Here is an 18,456-nt window from a genome sequence, read left to right as displayed (position 1 = left end):
GGCGTTGCCAGTCATAGTCGCTGATTTCGTAACGTCGCATAAGCTTTTTGAAACTTAAACAACAGTAAAACAAAATCATTCATTAATTGTCAACACGACCTAAAATTCCTCATTAGAAGTAGTTTTATTAAAAAAATAAATGTCACCAGAATCAATACCTTCCTGTTTACAATCCGTAATAATGAATAATATTTATATTTAATTAAATTAATATTATCTGATTTGTTTTATCAATTGGATATTGTGCTTATATTGTTTTGAACCTAACGATAGCATTATGATGGAGAGAATTCCATCCTCACCCCCTGTTATTCAACCCTTGCCCTCTGCAGAGGCCAGGCCTTTCTGGTCAGTCATGATACCAGTGTACAACTGCTCTCAATACCTAGCAGAAACGCTGGAGAGTGTGCTGGAGAATCAGGTAAGCCCACAGGACATGCAGATTGAGGTGGTAGACGATGCCAGCACGGATGCGGATGTGGAGGCCCTGGTGAAAGAAATTGGCAAAGGAAGGGTACAGTATTTCAGGCAGGAGCAAAATGTAGGCAGCTTACACAATTTTGTAACCTGCATTAACCGGGCGCAAGGTAAAGTGGTGCATATTCTCCATGGCGATGACAGGGTAAGGAACGGCTATTACCAAAAGCTGGAAGAGTTGTTTTATAAACACCCGGAGGCAGGAGCCGCCTTTTCCCGCTTCACTTACATAGACGAAAAAGGTGAAGAGCTGTACGATCAAAGGCCCGAAATGATGGAGGCCGGCATTTTAAGCGACTGGCTTCTTAAAATAAGCGAGTACCAGCGCATACAGTATGCTGCCATTGCAGTACGGCGCGAAGTATACGAAAAGTTAGGCGGCTTTTATGGGGTGACTTACGGCGAGGACTGGGAAATGTGGGTACGCATAGCCAGCCATTACCCGATTGCGTACACCCCGGAGGTTTTGGCCGATTACCGTAAGCATTCCAGCTCTATTTCAGGGCAGAAGTTTGTGACTGGACTTTACCTGAAAGACCTCCTGCGGGTGATGGAGTATATTCAGAACTACCTGCCAACGGAACAAAAGGACAATTTACTGAAGAAGTCAAAAAAGTTCTATGCCCACTACGGGCTTCGGGTGGCCAACCAGGTCTGGCATTCTTCACACAACAAAGCAGGGGTAAAGCAACAGGTGAAGCAGACCTTGGCCCTGCACAGCGATCCGCTGTTGTACTGGAAGATTGGCAAGGTCTATTTAAAAATGATATTGAACAGAAGGTAAATCAACATAATCAACATCCTATGAACAGTACCCTAGACAAGGTTATGAGTGAAGAAGATTATTATAAGAAGCTCTTTACGCAGGACCCGGAATATTCAACACCCTATCCTAATCTAGATGAGGCTGTGCGCTGGGCAAAGATTTGTGAATACCTCAGCCAGATTCCTCAGCCAGGTAGCAACGGCATTAAACGCGAATTGCGCATTCTTGACATTGGCTGTGGCCGTGGCTGGCTCACAAACATGGCCAGCTGCTTTGGAAGTTGTGAAGGTATTGAGCCTGTCGCTGCTCCTGTAGAGCTGGCCAGGAGAAATTACCCGCATTTAACGTTTTATGTTGGCACCCTTCCGGTTCTCTTAGCATCTCCTGACTTTAAGCCCTATGATATTATTATCTGCAGCGAGGTAATTGAGCATGTAGAGGATAAGCAGGCTTTTCTGAAACAGATGGCGCAGTGCCTTACGCCAAAAGGCCATGTGATTATTACTACACCGCGCGGGGAGGAAAAAGAGAAATACCTACGGATTGAGTCTGACCTGCAGCCGTTGGAAGAATGGATCACGGAGAAAGAGTTACGGGCACTCTTCAGGCAAAACAAGTTCTACGCCATCAAGCACGACCGTGCCTATCTTGATTTACCTGAGATGTCGTTTTGGTATAAAGCTGCTGCTAATTACCGCCTGGCTTCCCTGCTTGAAAAACTCGGCTTGACATGGGTTATGAAAGCTTTACAATACAAAGCGAGTATATATCAGATTTGGTGGTTCCAGCGTGGCTGAGTTAAAAGTAGAAGTAAAGGAGGTTCAAATACTACAGGAGCTGGTATCCGTCTGCAATCTGATTACAAAATGTAAATCCTATCCCAAAAAAGAAGTGTACTGTAGTAGCAGGAATACTGATAAAAATCAATCCTTCTGCCATTACAGTACACTTCTGTATTACCGGTATCACTTCTGAAGAAGCTTCTTCGCCTGCTTTGTCAGGTTCTTTGTGGTATACTAAATACCACTTATGAAATTTCTTCGTGATATAAGACTGATTAGGTAGCGACCTGCCTGCTTGCAAAGCTCCCTTTCACCATCTCAGTTGCTTTCTGAAACAATTGCCTTACCTTCCCCTTGGTTTCGCCCAGCATGTTCGGGTAAACCATTTTACGGGCATCCACACAGTAAACAGGCTTCCCGGAAATATCAGCAATTTGCTGGGCCTGCCATATCGAACTTTCAATAAAAAGCCAGCTGTCATACTTCAGGTAAACAGATGCCTTGAACCCGCCGTAGTTATTGGCCTTCTGCCGGGCCTCCTTGGTAGGCAGGTCAAGCATGACCAGTTTGTTGTATTTGATGTTGTTTTTGGCCAGCCATTGTTCTGTAAGGGCCCGGTAACGCTCCAAGCGGTTAGTTACAATAACGCCAATTGTCCTGGTAGGGCGGAAGAAGGGTTCTACGTTGCAGAGGAAGTGCTCGTAGTTAGGCCCGTCATCATTCTCTTCTTCTGTGGGGTCTTTGCATAGTACACCATCAATGTCGACACAGCAGTTTTCCAGCAGGTCGTGGTGCATCATGTTCCATTCAAAGATGCGGGGGCCGGGGCAAATGTCAAAATAGAAATCAATTTTATCGGTTGCCTCTGGGGCTGCAAAAACAGCAGCGTAAGTGATTTCTTTTTCAGGGTACAGACCTTCCAGTTTCTCTTTTACCTCTTTGATAGACTTGCCCGACCATACGCTGTCTTCAATGATGAGCACTTTCTTGTAGTCCTCAAAGGGTTTGAGGTAACTCTTCATGCGGCTGCCAGACTGCAGGATACGGCCTTCTATAAAACCTTCTACATCGGCAAATGGCAGGTTAAGATGAAGTGCTAAAAGGTTTGCTGCAAGCAGTCCGCTTCTGGGCACTCCAACAATAAGATCTGTTCCTAAGGGTACCTTAGAGAGGTTGGTAGCGATACACTGATTTAAATCTTCAATAGACCTGTAATTCATTATTTTATTGTTTGCTGTAAAAACCGAAAGTATAGCTTAGCACCACGGCTAAAAAACAGCGATCCCTTTAAGTAAAGGACACCCCTTAGACAGAAGAAGAATCGATAAAGTGAAATTGCTGCTTATTAAACTCTGTTTCTGGTCTTGTTTCACCTCTATAAAGGCCGAGATTTTTCATGTGACAAGTCTCTTGCTAAACAGGCTAACTTTGTTGCGTAATCTATATTTACCGTAGCTTATACTTAATAATCTAAAATGGGTTTTTATTTTTTTGAATTAAAAATCTAGATGATTCAATATATGCTATATAAAGATACGTTTATGGTGCATTTAATTTGATTGGGAGGAGCTCAAAGTCTTGTTTATCAGGTGTTAGTAAACTCAAAAAAAATGACAGCTGTGTCTTTGCCCCGATAGGGATCTTTATGCCTTGCTATAGCAGAAAGAACTTAACAAAGCGCTTCCCATCCTTTAATTTTGCTCCAAACACGTCTTTTGCAGTTTCCTCTTCACCAATGTTGGCGCCCATTTCCTTATGAAGGAGCACCCATGCCCGATCATAAGGGGCCATGGCTTTTATAGCAGGTTTCAAGTTTCAGAAGTAATCTGCTGTATTCTTCGATTTCTTCCTTACATCTTGCCCCTCCGTTACGTCGAACTTAAAATCGTAAACTTCTTTATAAAATCTGTATGCCGGTATTGTGTTCCAGTTGATGTAGGCAATGCCGCATTTTTTCATTTGCTATTTATATAGCAGGGCATCGCGCAGGTGCCGGCTTGCTGTGCTGAGGCATGCATCGGTGGGCATAACCCAACACCGGGCTGAATGGTGGGAGAAGTAACCTGAATGTTTCTTTGTTTAAGAAAAGTGGTTAGTGGGAGTGAATAGGTTTGACGAACATTGATTACTTATAAGGCTTAATCTCTGAAAACAATATGTTTTTTTGTCAGGTAATTGAACACAGCCACAAGCCCAATGGCCAGCACCTTTCCTACATTCACGTTCAGTTCTACCTGCTCAATAAAACACCACACCAGGTACTGGTTCAGGGCAACTCCGATTGCCGAAAGAAGCACAAAGGCGGAGAATTCAACCTTACCCGAATACCTTCCGCTTTTAAAGACATGTTTGCGTGAGATGAGGTAATTGAGCAACACAGCCACCAGCAGGGAGGCCAGGTTGGCATGCAGATAATTTACCCCGAAGAGGTGCACCAGCAGGGCAAACAACACAAATTCTACACCTGCGCAGAAGCACCCTACGATCAGAAACCGGACTACCTGGCTTTTATTTGCTTTTTTTAAGAGGGACATGCGTAGGTTTTATTTAGTTGCGTACACTGCTTTTACATGGTTCGGTAAGTACGGACTAAAGGTGAATAAGATGGTAGTAATACTGATAATCATTAGTATTTGTTTTACCATATATTCATATCTTAAATTATTTATATTAATATATATTACGTGTTGTCAAATTAAACACAAATATTAAATTTATGCAAAACCTAAACTAAACTCCTACGCCTCCGTACTTGAACTCCATATATGTTTTTTTGGACACCGAAAGGGCGAACATGCTTTTTTGTGTCTTTTTCATGCTATGAAGTTGAGAACTACAAGAGTAAATCACCCAAATTACAAGCTACCCTATGCAGCATAAGCAAGCACCTGAGGTAGACTGGAAGGCAGTGAAAGCAGTGATTTTTGACGTGGATGGAACGCTGTATGACCAGTCGAAACTAAGGAAGAAAATGCTTTCGGCTCTTCTGACATATTACCTGTGGCGGCCGTGGCGGCTGAAAGAAATGATGATGCTCTCGCATTTCAGAAATGAGCGGGAGAGACGGGCAGGGGAGGGATGCCCTGATTTGGAAAACGCACAGTATAGCTGGTGTGCTGAAAAAAAGGGCCACCCCGTTCAGAAGTTAAAAGAAGTAGTAGAGCGCTGGATCTTCCAACACCCTCTCCGCCACCTGGCCAGTTGTACGTACCCCGGAACCCGGGAACTGTTTCACCTGCTCCGGCAGAAAGGCATTAAAATAGCCATCTACTCCGATTATAAGGCGCATGACAAACTAGCCGTAATGGGCCTGGCTGCTGATGTGGTGGTTGCCTCTACAGACCCTGAGGTAAACCAACTGAAACCCAACCCGAAAGGGCTGCTTTATACTGTCGAAAAGCTGGGACTTACCCCATCCGATTGCCTCTTTATTGGCGACCGGCAGGAGATGGACGGGGAGTGTGCTTTGCAGGCACACATGCCTTACCTCATTATCGACAAGAAGCCTCTTGAACAATTTGACTTTTACACGACACTTACACAAACACTAACTTTCAAAAAAAAAGAGTATGGAACCCAATCTCTCGCGTCCTGATTCTGCATCGCAGGCACCTTTTGTCGCGCAGCAGCCAGCGGTAATACCAGCATCCCTCCCTGATTATGTTGCTATAGCGCGTCCGGACAACTGGATTAAGAATATTTTTATGGTGCCGGGCATGCTGTTTGCCTTCATAGTGTATCAAACACCTATTGATTTAACGCTGCTTTCCCGTATTCTCATTGGCGTGGTCAGTACCTGTTTAATCGCTTCGGCCAACTATGTCATCAACGAATATCTGGACGCTGAATTCGACAAGTTTCACCCCCTGAAGAAAAAGCGCACCTCCGTCGTGCGCGTTGTTAACCCGGTGCTGGTTTATTCAGAATATGTATTGCTGGCTGCCATAGGGCTTTCACTGGCCTACGTCATTTCCATGCAGTTTCTGATTATATCGGCTTTTCTGCTGTTTATGGGTGTTATCTATAATGTTAAACCTTTCCGCAGCAAAGACAGGGTATACCTAGATGTGCTTTCTGAATCTGTTAACAACCCGATTCGCTTTGCACTGGGATGGTTTATTTTTACACCCGTACTGGCGCTGCCACAGAGCGCGTGGGATATAGAGTGGCTTACGTTCCCGCCCTCCAGTATCATTATCGCATACTGGATGGGAGGGGCCTTCCTGATGGCCACAAAGCGTTTTGCTGAATTCCGCCTGATAGATAACCCTGATCTGGCAGGACTATACCGCAAGTCTTTTAAATATTACACAGAAAACAGCCTGCTGATTTCAATGTTCTTTTATGCGCTGACGTCTGCTTTTTTCCTGGGTATCTTCCTGGTTAAAAACCGGCTGGAGCTTCTCATCAGCTTTCCGTTTTTCGCACTTCTTTTTGCATGGTACCTTAAAATCGGATTGTTGAAGGACTCACCGGTTCAAGGCTCAGAGAAACTATATACACGCAAATGGTTTATGCTCTACGTGGTGTTTTTTGCCGCATTGCTGGTTACACTCATGTTTGTGGATATTCCCTGGCTAAAATGGTTCTTAAGAAATACCACCTTTAGCTGATAAGTAGCGTAAAGGGCGACAAGAAGCTTTACCACGCAGCTGGTTAGGTACCTGGAAGCTTTGTATCCAGTATGAGCGGCTGCCTCTTTATCTGAGCAGGCGGTACGGCGGACATGGCAAAAGTATGTATGATTTTAACTGCAAGTGAAGTTTCGATTACAACCTGGAAGTTTTTCTAACATTGTTCTAATTTTCTATTAATTTGACTAAATAAAAGATTAACCCCGTTTCTGGAGTTAATCTTTTATTTGTTTTTCCCGTTTCATCAACCTAATTTATCATATTAGATATGTCTAAGCTGTCGTTATTACTGAAGAACCTGATACCGCATGGGCTCGAAAGGAAAATCAGAACCTTCAGGGATATAAACCTCAGGAAGTACAACGACACCGAACTTCCGGCTGAAATTTATAACCAGAGCCATCATTACGCTATCTCATTTTGTACCACCTGTATGAACAGGCTTTTTCACCTGAAGCATACGCTGGAAAAAAATATGATAGACAATATCAGCTATCCAAACGTGGAGTTTGTTCTTATCGACTACAACTCTCAGGATGGACTGGAAGACTACGTAAAAAACAATCTGACAAAATATATAGAGGAAGGTGTGCTCAGCTATTACAAAACGTATGAGCCTCAGAAATTCCATGCTTCAAAAGCCAAGAACCTCTCGCATGCCCTTGCAAAAGGAGACATCGTGTGTAATGTGGATGGTGATAATTTTACAGGCAAGGACATGGCCTACTATATCAACTACCTCTATAATCAGAACGGTACCAACACCATCTACCAGTTTCATAAGCCTCCATTCTGGGGCACTGTAGGCAGGCTTAGTTTTTATAAAGAAAATTTTATGAAGCTGGGGGGCTATGATGAAGCTTTCCTGCCGATTGGCCATGAAGACATTGACCTTGTAAACAGGGGCCGGGAAATGGGCTTTGAATTTAAGCAGGAGAAACTGGAAAACTTTCAGCGGTACCTGAGTAATACTACTCTGGAGAAAGCTGTTAACTGCACAGAGGAGCGGGCGGACTATTATGAATTGGAAGGTTCTAACAGGAAACTATCCAACGACAACATCAGGAATGGCATTCTCACTGCCAATCCGGGAGGAATGCAGAATTTTGTCCTTTACAAAAACTTCGGTAAAGAACCCCTTAATTCAAGAGACCTGATCATGAAACACAACAACACCATGGTTGTTTGATGAAAGGTGTACTTCATAATGCTTTGCTAAAAAGACTGCATGTTCCACTGGTGTAACTGATGAGACAAGTACAGTACCTCCGGAGACAGGTATGCCCGACTAATAAAAGGGTGCCCTGTCTCTTTCTTTGGTAGGAGAGTATAAAGATATGTCACATCTTTAACCTGTCAGAGGCAAAACAGGCAGATGACCTGATGAACCCCAATCCGTACATTCTCCGGAGGCTGCTAAGTTTCCCTGAAATAAATAAGTTCGATCCGCAGCCTTGTTATCATTGCTATGCTTCTTAATTTTAAGACTGTTGAGTTTATCTGTGCTTCATGTCATGGCACGAACACCCAATTTACTTATATAGGTACCACAGGTTGAGCAAGCGAGATTTTGATGCAGTTGTTGTTGGCTCAGGGCCAAACGGCCTGGCAGCCGCAGTCACCATGCAGGAGGCAGGCCTTTCCGTATTGCTGCTGGAAGCAAAGGCTACTATTGGAGGCGGTTTACGATCGGCAGAACTGACTTTGCCTGGTTTTGTACATGACATTTGCTCTGCCATTCACCCACTGGCAGCGGAATCTCCTTATTTTAAAACGCTGCCCTTAGCGGCGCATGGACTGGAATATGTCACCCCGCCGGTGTCAGCAGCTCATCCCTTCGATAATGGAACAGCCGCTACCTTACGGAGCTCCATAGAAGAAACAGCCAGGCTGTTGGGCCGCGACGAAAATTCATACCAGAAGCTGATAAGGCCTTTGGTGAGGGACTGGCCGGACATTGCAAAGACCGCGTTGGGGCCACTCCGGATACCGAGCCATCCTGTGGCCATGGGCCAGTTTGGGCTGAATGCGCTGCAGTCAGCTGTTTTCCTGGCGAATTTCCGGTTTAAGACCACTGAAGCACGTGGGTTGTGGGCCGGTATGGCCGCACATTCCATACAGCCCTTAACCAACACAGCTACCTCTGCCATCGGACTGGTGCTCATGGCCATGGGGCACATCAAAGGATGGCCACTTCCAAAAGGCGGCTCGCAGGCAATAGCAAAAGCGCTTGCTTCTTATTTTGAGTCGTTAGGAGGGAAGGTAGAAACCAATTTTCCTGTCAGTTCGCTGAAGCAGCTGCCTTCCGCCCATGCAGTGCTTTTTGACGTAACGCCGAAGCAGCTGTTACAGATTGCCGGCCACCGGTTTTCTTCACTTTACCAGTGGCAACTGGAGCGCTACCGCTACGGCATGGGGGTGTTTAAGGTAGACTGGGCACTGGACGGCCCCATACCTTTCACAGCAGCTGAATGTAAGCTGGCGGGTACCGTGCACCTGGGGAATACCCTGGAAGAAATTACTGCTTCGGAATATGTTTCCCACAAAGGAGGGCACCCGGAAAAGCCTTTTGTTCTGCTGGCGCAGCAGAGCCTGTTTGACCCAACACGTGCACCAGATGGTAAGCAAACAGCCTGGGCCTATTGCCATGTGCCAAACGGATCAAAAGTTGATATGACGGAAGCCATTGAGAAACAGGTAGAGCGCTTTGCCCCCGGTTTCCGGGACCGGATCCTGGCCAGGCATGTGATGAACACTTCTGAGATGGAAGCTTATAATGCCAACTACATAGGGGGAGACATCAACGGAGGTATTATTGATGTCGGGCAGCTGTTTACCAGGCCTGCCCTCCGGCTTTCGCCCTACAGAACCTCTGCCAAGGGGCTGTACATTTGCTCGTCTTCCACACCACCGGGAGGCGGTGTGCATGGCATGTGCGGGTATCATGCTGCCAGAAGGGCTTTGGCAGATGTGTTCAACCTCCGGGCCAAGAGTCTGTAAAACTCGTTTACAGGCTGCTCCTGCTTGCCTGACGCAGTGGATGTGCCCTGATCCATTTTCTTTCTAACGTACTCCTGCTGCCTCTGAGGCCTTAAGAAAAGCTATATCAAAGCATCTATGGCCTGGCTGGGTTTGGGGCCATAAAGGAAATGCTCCTCAAGGTAGCTTAGAATATCATCTTCTGTTTTAGCGTGCAGAATGGTAGCTCCGGAAAGTGTCGGGAAGATAGTGGCGAATTCGTTGAATTTATGCTCAATTCCTTGCTTGGACAGGATAATATTGGTGCCACCAAAACAGCTTGCCAGAGTTCCGGTTCCTCCATGAACAGACACAAAGTGACTGCAATTGGCATACACCAGCAACTGAAGGTGATTAAAGTTGTTTACACAATCGCGGTGGCGCTGGTATAAATCGTTCATGAGTATGACGTCGGGGTGCGTTTCCCGCAGCCACTGGTACTCATTCAGATCTAAAATCTCGCTGTTGTCCAACACAATATGCCTGGACAGGGGCCGGTTGTAAACTATCTGGTACCGGTCTTTGTACTTGGATATGATTTCGTGAAGTGTCGGAATGCTGATGAAATTCACGGGCTGGTCATCCCACTCAATGTTGAATTTGTTCGCAATCACCAGTGTGGGTTTTCCGAAACGGAAAATATTGTTTTGAAAATGTTCCTTAAAGGGGACCCTGGCCCATTTAGAGTAGCTGTAGGAAATGCTGTGGGTCATGTTGGGCACCTCGTAACTACCGTAATTGGAGGCAGCGTCTCTTTCAGCATACCTTTCCTCGTGGTTTTCGCTAAAGAAGTACAGTTCTTTTGTATCCTTACAGGAGATAGTTTTACAGAGTGTCCCATTCAGGTGGTGCCAGTAAGCGAAAGGCAGAATAAAGGTTAACTCCTGCTGAAACTCACCATAATAATGAATGGTTTTGTATTTCTTTCTGACAACATAATCTTTGATCAGGTACTTTGTTTGTAGTAGTCTGCTGTAATAATTATCCCTTAGAAAATAGCGGTAGCGCTTCTGGATTGAAGGATACTTGATTAGGATAAAGAAAGATAGAAAGTTGAAAATGAGGCTTCGCATGCATGTTTTTTGGGGAATAGCCTGATATCTAAACAAGCTATTTTACTGATACTAAAGCTGCAGCAGTATTGTTCGCTATAGCTGTCCATTAACTTAGGTAAATAGATGGTAATTTATAGAAAATAAGGAACCTGTTTATTTAAATTTATTTGTTAATACAGAGCCAATCTCTAATACCTGCTTTGCTCTTTCCCTGCTGGCTTTGCTAATAAACCAGAGCACCAGGTAAAGCATGCCACCTGCTAAAAAGCCCGAAACACACAAAACAATGTCATGTAAATCGTGAAAATAGTTTCGGAAGTAGTACATGGCTACTCCACAGATAATAGAAAATATTCCCGGAAAGGAAATCTCCTTTAGAAACAACGAAACAGATACCGGGGAATTACGCAGGGAGTAAAATAAAGCAGGGAAAAAGAGAATGTACGTGATAGCCACATAGGCCTTGGCTACTCCATCCACGCCCCACTGTACACCAATAAAAAATGCTGTCACCACTAAGGCAGCGTTGATACAGCCCCAGGTAAAGTATCTTTTTATGTCGCCGGTAGATATCATGACTAATCCAATTGTGCTCAATAGCGGCTGGATGAAGGCTGCCAGGGCCAGTACCCGGAAGATTGAACTTGCCTCTATCCACTGATCACCCAACACTATCAGGATGAGTTCTTCTGAGAAGACAGCCATGTATACCACTGCAGGCATTGAAAAGAAAGCAAGCGTAAACAGAAAGCGCTTGTAATAGCTTCTGTATTTGCCACTGTCGTTTTGCAAGGTACTCAGGGCCGGCAGTGCTACTCCGTTTAGCGGGTCTCTCAACTGTGTGATAGGTAACAGGAGTAACTGGTAAGCCTTTGTATATAAACCCAGTGCGACAGAACCAACAAACTTACCTATCAGCACATTGTCCATGTTTCTTGAGAAGTAGTTGATCATGTCGAACCCAGTTATACCAGCCCCGAACTTCAGAAAAGACTTTACGTCGTTTGCTTTTAAAGTAAAACTAGGTCTCCAGTCACAGACCAGCCACAAAGCCAGGGTGTTAAAAGAAGGGAACAGCACCGAAATAGCGACAATAGCCCAGTAGCCGAAACCGAACCAGGCCAGCAGAACGCCACAGACAATGCTGAAAAATGCATTGGCCGTATTTATCATCGCAAGGCGCTGGAATTTCATTTGCCGCTTCATGAGGGCATTGTGCTGAAGGGAAAGCCCTGAAATGAAAATGCCTGCGGAGAATACAAGTGTGATATAAAACAGCCGCTCTTCATCATAGAAATTCACCAGCACAGGGGCGAGCAGCGATACAATAAGGGCGATGCCAAGGCTGATGAAAACATTTATCCAGAAAACAGCACTTACCTGTTGCTGGTTTATCTGCTCCTTTTGGATAACGGCTGCGGATAAACCTAAATCTTTGAAGATGGTTACAAAGCCTGTGACAGCGGTAACCATGGCTACCAAGCCGTAATCTTCCGGAGTTAGTAGCCTTGCCAGTACAATAGTAGAGGAAATATTCAAGGCAAATGAAACAACCTGGCCTGCAACGGTGATGAAGCCACCCTTTACAGAGCGGGATTTCAAATCCTCTTTCAGGTGTACTGTTTCAAACCATTTCTGCTCCTGCTTTTCCTCTTTTACCAGACCTAAATCCATATATTAAGTAGTATAAGAGGTACAAGGTTGCAGATAGACAAAAGAACGAATAAGGGTACGCTAAGGGTGAATGTCATGTAAGCTGATATTTAGAGCGTGGCAATGTATGGCGCTTTTGTAGCAGCATTATTGTTTGGAGAACTTTTTATCGTGCGGGTCGTGCGCAAGGCGGGAGTGGAAGTTATCCATAAACCGCTTTATTTCTTTGTTGATTCGTAGCATCAGGGCTTCTGAGAAATTACCATGGCGTTGTAATGCACGCGGGCCAGTCCATGCCCGGGCCTTATTAGACCGTACCTGTAGCACCTTGCCGTAAGGCATCAAATCCAGGCAGAGCTTGCCGTCCTCGCCAAGAAACCTTGTTCGGATAATACCCACTTTCAAACCATATTCCTTAATATAGCCCATGCTGATGCCGTATGCATTAAAGTAGGGGCGGTTCAGGTGCCTGAACTCAGCTATCACATCTTTCATCTTTTCCAGCAGGAACAACTTCCAGCGCGGAAAACCCTTTTCGCTGATGAAAGAGTAGCGGCCATACACACAAACAACACCAGGCTTCCGAAGCACCTTTATCATTTCATCTACCCAGCAGGAGGGGTACAGGCAATCTGCGTCAGCAGACAAAATATATTTACCGGCTGCGTTTTCCTGACCAGTCTGCCTGGCGGGTCCACTGCCTTGTGTTCCTTCGAAAAGGCCTTTGACATGGAGGTTATCAATGGTGTCCTGTGTTCTGTCGGTGGAGTTGTTATTAACGACAATGATCTCAAAAGGGATTTTTGTCTTTATCTCCGCCAGGCTGGCAACACAGCGCAAAACATTTATTTCCTCGTTCCAGGCAGGAATGACAATACTTACTTCCGGGGACTTGCTCTGTACCTTGTCCAGTTTCCGGTTTATTTCATCGAAAACAGCTGAAGGAATCTCCTCAAAGCTCTTGTAGTTGTACTGGTGCTTTTTAACCCAGGCTGGTACTTTGAAAATTTGCATGTCAATGGTTTTATTTAACTTTAGAAATTAGCTATCCTTTTATAAACTGTATTCCTGCTTCACATGATGATGCGTGGATGGATTCAGGAAGAAAGGAGAATCTCATCAGGTACAGCCTGTAAAGGCTCGTTACGTTCTTTGTATCTCTTATTTAAAAACTTTGTTTTATTTTTAAAGCAGTACTGGTGTATCTGCTTTAAATAACTTTTCCTTAATAATTTCTTGAATCCGTTATATGCCTACCAGATTATCGGAAGGTGTACGGAGTGCTGATTATTTTGTTATTATTTCAAAGTTTTGCTCGTTGCGTGTAGGTTTTGTTGATTTATTTGAAATGCGCTCTATGCAAGACAGCAGGAGGCCTGCTACCTTCTCCCAGCTGAAGCTTTTTGCAAATTCCTTTCTTTTCTGCTGCATGGCAGGCTGGTCTTCTGCCAATGCCTTATCTATCTGCCCTATAAAAGAATCTGTGTCGTCAGCCAGGTAAGTGTGTTTGCTGAAGATCTCGTTCATCGTATTAGTGGCAGTAGCTACTACAGGTTTACCTAATGCCAGATACTCCACAACCTTCAGCGGAAAATTACCTTTCGTTATCTCGTTCAGGATCTGTGGATTGATGCACACATCAAAATGCTCGATATAGGCAGGAACGTCCTGTGTGTGTTTTTTGCCTAAAAAGTAGACGTTCGGCAGGTCATGAAGTTCGCTTTTCTGAAAGTCTTCATCTTCCGGGCCAACCATCACAAAACTCCAGGAAGGCCTTGCCTTGGCCATGGCTATCATCATATCAAGGTTTAGCCGCAGCGTGAGTAAAGCACCCACATAACCAATGCGCGGTCCCGGAATGGACTTCAGATCTTCCGGTATCTCTCTTATTTCATCACTGTTGTATTGATCCAGGTCAAAGCCGTTGCCAATATAAAAGCTATTGGTGTTGTTCTTCTTGGCTTTCTTCGTAAAGTCATAGGAGTTGCAGACAATAGCATCCGCTTTCTTCATGAGCTTCGGCTCAAGGCTTATGCCATGCCTCTTCCAGTAGTCGATGCCAAGCGTATGGTCACGGTCCAGGTAAAGGTAAAACTCTGGTTTTAGGATCTCTTTCAGGTAAAAGCTTCTGAAAATGTCCTTGTCGTTTATCAGGATAAATTTTTCGAAACCCAGCCTGTCCAGGGCATTTTTTATATCCTTCGCAAAGCGGTTGTTATTAACCCAGTTTAACGCCGAGAAAATAGCGGTAGATGGTATCCAGTTGATGGATTCGATAACATGGCTCGGGTTTAAAACCCACAGGTTTTCATGGACCTGGGTTAGTGGGTCTTTTTTTGACTTGATGGAGGCAATGTGGGCCTTGGTATATTCGTCTTTATCAGATGCCAGAATTGTTTTTCTGTCGACTGGCGAATTGACATACAATACCTTGTGCTTTTTGGCCAGCTCCTTAGCGAGGCTGGTGGATGTAGAGTCCCTGTCGGTATTAATGCGTTGAAGGCTAACAAAAACAAAATTCATTCTAATACATAAGTGTTATTGGAGAGATAGCTACCTGTTAATGAATTCAGGTCTTGTACATACCTTTACAAAAGGCTTGTCTGGTGAAGCACCACTCAAAACTTTAACAGGCATTTCCAACAGGTATAAGGAGTTTGAACTCCAAGGGTTATACGGTAAACTAAAAATAAATATGCGTTTGCCTCTATATTATTTTAACAATTTGAAAAAACTTTGTTTTACCTTGATTCCTTTTCCCATGAAGCGGTTTCAAAGTTATAGCGCTTCAGCACTTTAGCGGGGTTGCCTCCTACTACAGTATAGGGAGGAACGTCTTTCGTTACAACACTTCCGCCAGCTACCACAGCATGCTTTCCTATACGTACCCCCGCTGTAATCACGGCATTCGCCCCAATCCAGCACTCATCCTCTATTATGATTTCAGCAGTAGAACAAGGTTGGTCCTTTATAGGGATGTTCACATCTTCGTAGCCGTGGTTTAAGCCTGACATGACTACATTCTGGGCGATGATGACACTGTTGCCAATGGTGATAGGACCAATCACGACGTCAAACAGCCCAATGAAAGTATTCTGCCCGATGTGCACCGGCCCCATGCCGTTGTTTACAACAGCATAGTCCTCTATCACAGCGTCTTCCCCTACTGAAAAAGAGTTGAAGGGCAGCACATCGAGGCGCGCCTTTGGCCGAACAACAGCTTTTTTGCCTTTTTTATGATAAAAGGGGTTCATGAAGTTACGCACCCACCAGCGTGGCCTTGCCTGGTTTGGCGGCATCAGCAGGTAAAGTGCGATTGCCTTCAGGCGGGAGTCTGTTTTAATTTTATGAATTAGGCTCAATGGATGTAATGGTTAAGTTAGAATACCCTGCTAAGCGTAATGCAGGTAAAGGAAGCTGCTTAAGCTTCCTTTACCATAGTAGAACTGGAAGCGTTCTGCGACAACACAGTCCGGTTTGCTTTTTCCCATGCGGCAGGCTGGGCACGCCGGATATACCGGAAGAAACCTGCAAACACGGCTACATTCATCATAGAGAAATAAAGTGGTACGACCAGCAGTTTCAGTTTGACTCCTTTGGCCTCTGCGCTCCACCCGGCCCAGGCCATCAGGTAAAAGAGAACCTGCAAGGTGAAAATGAGCGTGTATAGGCCTCCCTGCAGCCAGGCTAAGGCGGCATTAAGGGGAAGTAGCAGCGCAAGCAGGGCCGGTGTCAGGCTCCAGCGCAGTACCCGGTGCGAAAGGTACAGGAAGGTTACCACCGGCTGGCGGAACGGGTTCAGCAAAGACGTTAGCCGCGCCATAGACTGCCATCCACCGGCACAGATACGTATCTTTCTTTTCATCTCCTCTGCTAAAGACGCGGAAGGGGCCTCCATTGCATAAGCGCCCGGTTCATATACCACTTTGTAGCCTTGGTCAACAATGCGCAGAGACTGCACAAAATCATCCAGGATGGTATCTTTTTCCAGTGGCTGAAACAGGTTTGAGCGGAAAGACACCAGTTCACCGGCAGCGCCCATCAGGCTGTGTATCTGTGAATCGCAGCGCTTTAAGAAGGATTCGTACTTCCAGTAAAGTCCTTCTCCGGAGCCGGACGAGGAGTTTTCTGAGATAATCTTTTTTTCTCCGGAAACAGCACCAACCTTTGGGTCCTGGTAGTGTTTTACCATTTCCCGTACCGCATCCTTGTTCAGGAAAGTATTGCAGTCAGTAAAAATCACGTAAGGAGTGCTGACGTGCTCCATAGCCCTGTTCTCAGCCAGAGACTTTCCCCCTCTGATGGGGGAGTGCAGGTGCGACACCTGCGGATAGCAGGCAATAACTTCTGCTGAGTTATCAGTAGAGCCGTCTGTTATAAAAGTAATCTGGAGTTTATCCTCCGGATAGTCTAAGGCCAGGCAGTCTTCAATCTTGCTTTTAAGAATGTCGCCTTCGTTGTAAGCAGGCACCACTAAGGTAACCTCAGGCTCAAAGCTTTTTGAATATAGTACCTTGTTGTTGCTCAGCAGGCTTTTTGCCTTTGCCCACAACCACACCACCAGGCCATACCCTACATAAGTGTACAGTACGACAGCCAGGGCCAACCAAAATAGAGTTTTAAGAAAAAGCATAGCAAATAAGGGTTTAAAGACAATCCCTGAATAGCAGGCATGTCAGCGATTGTGGTATTCGGTCGGGTAATGATTTTATAACCTGTAGGTTATTTTTTGCCGGTTTTTAAGCCGCTGATAAAGCCAAGTACAAGGCAGACCAGCGCCGGAAGTGCAATAATGTCGAAAGGCATAGATTTGTAGTTTTATCTGTCTGAACAATTATTTAGAAGAAACGGCCTTGGCTTTATGTGGTGTAGGCAAAAATGAGGATTTGGTGGTGTTTATCTTCAGCAGGGCTGCACACATACAGAACAAAGCGTAAGGCAAGCGCAGCATTGCTCCCATTAGTTTCCTGTTATAAAGCCTTCCCGGCACAGCAATAAACATGGCTGCGCAGTATGCTGCCAGGAGCCCGGCCCAGAATAGGGTAGAAGGGCCGTAGGGTATAACAAAAGACACAAGGAAAATCAGGCCCAGTACACCTGCCAGTAAGGTGCGGGGCAGGATAAAAGCCTGCAGAATTTTATTGAAGAACTCAATGTTTCCTGATTTAAAGAGTTGGCGCACCCCTTCCCCTGCGTAAGTCTTCAGTAAATCCACCTGGGCAGCTATCCATCTTGTGCGCTGCTGGGTAAACACCTTGGCATTTTCTATTTTCTCATCGAATACATATACCTGGTCGAGGTAGCAGATTTTAACCTGGTCTCTGGCAATGCGCAAATCTATCTCCTTGTCTTCGCCCACCGTTTCCCCGATGCCCACCAAAAGCTTTTTCAGGTAAGTGTACTGGAAAGCCATGCCTGAACCGATGAGGCTGGAAGATAAGCCCACGGCAAACTGCCCCTTCCGGAAAAGGTGGTTGTTGATTTCTTCGTTGCAGGCATCCAGAAAGGCAAAGGCGGAATCCATGTTTTTGGCTGTCCGGTGGGCTTGTACTACTTTGTATCCTGCTGCAAAGGCAGCGTTCACCTCTTCCAGTACGTTGTCGCCCATCAGGTTGTCCACGTCCAGCACCAAGGCAATATCGTATTTGTTCTCAGGCAGCGAGTCCATTGCCCAGGCTAAAGCTTTTCCCTTTGTGCTTCTTTCAAACTTTACTTCAACTACCTGCGAGCCCTGTTGCCTCAGCGTCTGGACGGTCTCAGGTTCTAAGCCATCTGCAATTACTACCACATCAAACTCACCGCGGTATTTGTGGTGAAGGGCTGCCTGGCTTGTCTCCAGTATGACTTGGTTTTCCCGGTAAGCCGGAATCAGGATACAGAATTTGCGCAAGCCATTCTCTCCCTTTGAAGGGTAAGTTCGCTTAATGCTTTTATGCCCGGCAAGTGAAAAAAATAAAAGATAGGCGCAGTTGAAGAGCAGGTAAGCCCCTAAGAGGTAGAAAACTGATTGTAAAAGTATTTCTATAGCAAGCATGTTTCGCATGTTTAATTTCTGAAACCAGCCCAGTTGA

At 45.3% G+C, this 18,456-nt stretch carries 17 protein-coding genes; 6 read left to right on the top strand and 11 right to left on the bottom strand.

Annotation, left to right across the window (positions count from 1 at the left end; genetic code table 11):
• Positions 1 to 277 precede the first annotated feature (277 nt).
• Together ACYVB1_RS17340 and ACYVB1_RS17335 are read left to right on the top strand one after the other, a co-directional pair.
• Positions 278 to 1,261 (top strand): glycosyltransferase family 2 protein, encoded by a 984-nt coding sequence (locus tag ACYVB1_RS17340; protein WP_460925058.1) that lies wholly within the window; start codon positions 278 to 280, stop codon positions 1,259 to 1,261.
• 20 nt (positions 1,262 to 1,281) lie between these two features.
• A complete protein-coding gene (locus ACYVB1_RS17335; protein WP_460925057.1) occupies positions 1,282 to 2,040 on the top strand; it encodes a class I SAM-dependent methyltransferase in 759 nt (252 codons plus the stop codon).
• A gap of 260 nt (positions 2,041 to 2,300) precedes the next feature.
• Here the strand turns inward: ACYVB1_RS17335 and ACYVB1_RS17330 are convergent, their stop codons facing one another.
• From ACYVB1_RS17330 to ACYVB1_RS17315, 4 genes are all read right to left on the bottom strand, one after another.
• Positions 2,301 to 3,245 (bottom strand): phosphoribosyltransferase family protein, encoded by a 945-nt coding sequence (locus ACYVB1_RS17330; protein ID WP_460925056.1) that lies wholly within the window; start codon positions 3,243 to 3,245, stop codon positions 2,301 to 2,303.
• A gap of 433 nt (positions 3,246 to 3,678) precedes the next feature.
• Positions 3,679 to 3,816 (bottom strand): hypothetical protein, encoded by a 138-nt coding sequence (locus ACYVB1_RS17325; protein ID WP_460925055.1) that lies wholly within the window; start codon positions 3,814 to 3,816, stop codon positions 3,679 to 3,681.
• A 24-nt stretch (positions 3,817 to 3,840) separates the two neighbouring features.
• Entirely contained in the window at positions 3,841 to 3,984 is a 144-nt protein-coding gene (locus ACYVB1_RS17320) for a hypothetical protein (protein WP_460925054.1), read from the bottom strand.
• 179 nt (positions 3,985 to 4,163) lie between these two features.
• Positions 4,164 to 4,559: a GtrA family protein gene (locus ACYVB1_RS17315; RefSeq protein WP_460925053.1), complete on the bottom strand. Its 396-nt coding sequence runs from the start codon at positions 4,557 to 4,559 to the stop codon at positions 4,164 to 4,166.
• A gap of 335 nt (positions 4,560 to 4,894) precedes the next feature.
• Between ACYVB1_RS17315 and ACYVB1_RS17310 the strand changes: the two genes are divergently transcribed.
• The 4 genes from ACYVB1_RS17310 (at position 4,895) to ACYVB1_RS17295 (ending at position 9,659) form a co-directional block, all read left to right on the top strand.
• Positions 4,895 to 5,620: an HAD family hydrolase gene (locus ACYVB1_RS17310; RefSeq protein WP_460925052.1), complete on the top strand. Its 726-nt coding sequence runs from the start codon at positions 4,895 to 4,897 to the stop codon at positions 5,618 to 5,620.
• Complete coding sequence (locus ACYVB1_RS17305; RefSeq protein WP_460925051.1) at positions 5,595 to 6,638, top strand: UbiA family prenyltransferase; 1,044 nt, start codon at positions 5,595 to 5,597, stop codon at positions 6,636 to 6,638. The genes ACYVB1_RS17310 and ACYVB1_RS17305 overlap by 26 nt, the downstream gene beginning before the upstream one ends.
• Positions 6,639 to 6,927: 289 nt before the next feature.
• Positions 6,928 to 7,848 carry a glycosyltransferase family A protein gene (locus ACYVB1_RS17300; protein ID WP_460925050.1) on the top strand — a complete coding sequence of 307 codons (921 nt, stop codon included), beginning with the start codon at positions 6,928 to 6,930 and terminating at the stop codon, positions 7,846 to 7,848.
• 365 nt (positions 7,849 to 8,213) lie between these two features.
• On the top strand, positions 8,214 to 9,659 hold the full coding sequence (locus ACYVB1_RS17295; protein WP_460925049.1) for a phytoene desaturase family protein: 1,446 nt from the start codon (positions 8,214 to 8,216) through the stop codon (positions 9,657 to 9,659).
• A 101-nt stretch (positions 9,660 to 9,760) separates the two neighbouring features.
• Here the strand turns inward: ACYVB1_RS17295 and ACYVB1_RS17290 are convergent, their stop codons facing one another.
• From ACYVB1_RS17290 to ACYVB1_RS17260, 7 genes are all read right to left on the bottom strand, one after another.
• Complete coding sequence (locus tag ACYVB1_RS17290) at positions 9,761 to 10,750, bottom strand: hypothetical protein (RefSeq protein ID WP_460925048.1); 990 nt, start codon at positions 10,748 to 10,750, stop codon at positions 9,761 to 9,763.
• A 135-nt stretch (positions 10,751 to 10,885) separates the two neighbouring features.
• A complete protein-coding gene (locus ACYVB1_RS17285; RefSeq protein WP_460925047.1) occupies positions 10,886 to 12,406 on the bottom strand; it encodes a lipopolysaccharide biosynthesis protein in 1,521 nt (506 codons plus the stop codon).
• Between the two features lie 126 nt (positions 12,407 to 12,532).
• Entirely contained in the window at positions 12,533 to 13,399 is an 867-nt protein-coding gene (locus ACYVB1_RS17280; protein ID WP_460925046.1) for a glycosyltransferase family 2 protein, read from the bottom strand.
• 273 nt (positions 13,400 to 13,672) lie between these two features.
• Positions 13,673 to 14,908 carry a glycosyltransferase gene (locus ACYVB1_RS17275; protein WP_460925045.1) on the bottom strand — a complete coding sequence of 412 codons (1,236 nt, stop codon included), beginning with the start codon at positions 14,906 to 14,908 and terminating at the stop codon, positions 13,673 to 13,675.
• A gap of 218 nt (positions 14,909 to 15,126) precedes the next feature.
• Entirely contained in the window at positions 15,127 to 15,747 is a 621-nt protein-coding gene (locus ACYVB1_RS17270) for an acyltransferase (RefSeq protein ID WP_460925044.1), read from the bottom strand.
• Positions 15,748 to 15,806: 59 nt separating this feature from the next.
• The gene (locus ACYVB1_RS17265) at positions 15,807 to 16,991 is read right to left on the bottom strand and encodes a glycosyltransferase family 2 protein (protein ID WP_460925043.1); all 1,185 of its coding nucleotides are present in this window, start codon (positions 16,989 to 16,991) and stop codon (positions 15,807 to 15,809) included.
• Positions 16,992 to 17,219: 228 nt separating this feature from the next.
• Positions 17,220 to 18,419: a glycosyltransferase family 2 protein gene (locus ACYVB1_RS17260; RefSeq protein WP_460925042.1), complete on the bottom strand. Its 1,200-nt coding sequence runs from the start codon at positions 18,417 to 18,419 to the stop codon at positions 17,220 to 17,222.
• Positions 18,420 to 18,456 lie beyond the last annotated feature (37 nt).

The sequence above is a fragment of the Pontibacter brevis genome (assembly GCF_054779655.1).
The sequence above is the reverse complement of the archived record's forward strand: the minus strand, read 5'-3'. Positions and strand labels throughout refer to the sequence as shown.

Excerpts from the sequence above, each read along its gene's own strand:
- ACYVB1_RS17340 (WP_460925058.1), top strand. The coding sequence starts at position 278 with ATGATGGAGAGAATTCCATCCTCACCCCCTGTTATTCAACCCTTGCCC.
- ACYVB1_RS17335 (WP_460925057.1), top strand. The coding sequence starts at position 1,282 with ATGAACAGTACCCTAGACAAGGTTATGAGTGAAGAAGATTATTATAAG.
- ACYVB1_RS17330 (WP_460925056.1), bottom strand. The coding sequence starts at position 3,245 with ATGAATTACAGGTCTATTGAAGATTTAAATCAGTGTATCGCTACCAAC.
- ACYVB1_RS17325 (WP_460925055.1), bottom strand. The coding sequence starts at position 3,816 with ATGGCCCCTTATGATCGGGCATGGGTGCTCCTTCATAAGGAAATGGGC.
- ACYVB1_RS17320 (WP_460925054.1), bottom strand. The coding sequence starts at position 3,984 with ATGAAAAAATGCGGCATTGCCTACATCAACTGGAACACAATACCGGCA.
- ACYVB1_RS17315 (WP_460925053.1), bottom strand. The coding sequence starts at position 4,559 with ATGTCCCTCTTAAAAAAAGCAAATAAAAGCCAGGTAGTCCGGTTTCTG.
- ACYVB1_RS17310 (WP_460925052.1), top strand. The coding sequence starts at position 4,895 with ATGCAGCATAAGCAAGCACCTGAGGTAGACTGGAAGGCAGTGAAAGCA.
- ACYVB1_RS17305 (WP_460925051.1), top strand. The coding sequence starts at position 5,595 with ATGGAACCCAATCTCTCGCGTCCTGATTCTGCATCGCAGGCACCTTTT.
- ACYVB1_RS17300 (WP_460925050.1), top strand. The coding sequence starts at position 6,928 with ATGTCTAAGCTGTCGTTATTACTGAAGAACCTGATACCGCATGGGCTC.
- ACYVB1_RS17290 (WP_460925048.1), bottom strand. The coding sequence starts at position 10,750 with ATGCGAAGCCTCATTTTCAACTTTCTATCTTTCTTTATCCTAATCAAG.
- ACYVB1_RS17285 (WP_460925047.1), bottom strand. The coding sequence starts at position 12,406 with ATGGATTTAGGTCTGGTAAAAGAGGAAAAGCAGGAGCAGAAATGGTTT.
- ACYVB1_RS17280 (WP_460925046.1), bottom strand. The coding sequence starts at position 13,399 with ATGCAAATTTTCAAAGTACCAGCCTGGGTTAAAAAGCACCAGTACAAC.
- ACYVB1_RS17275 (WP_460925045.1), bottom strand. The coding sequence starts at position 14,908 with ATGAATTTTGTTTTTGTTAGCCTTCAACGCATTAATACCGACAGGGAC.
- ACYVB1_RS17260 (WP_460925042.1), bottom strand. The coding sequence starts at position 18,419 with ATGCTTGCTATAGAAATACTTTTACAATCAGTTTTCTACCTCTTAGGG.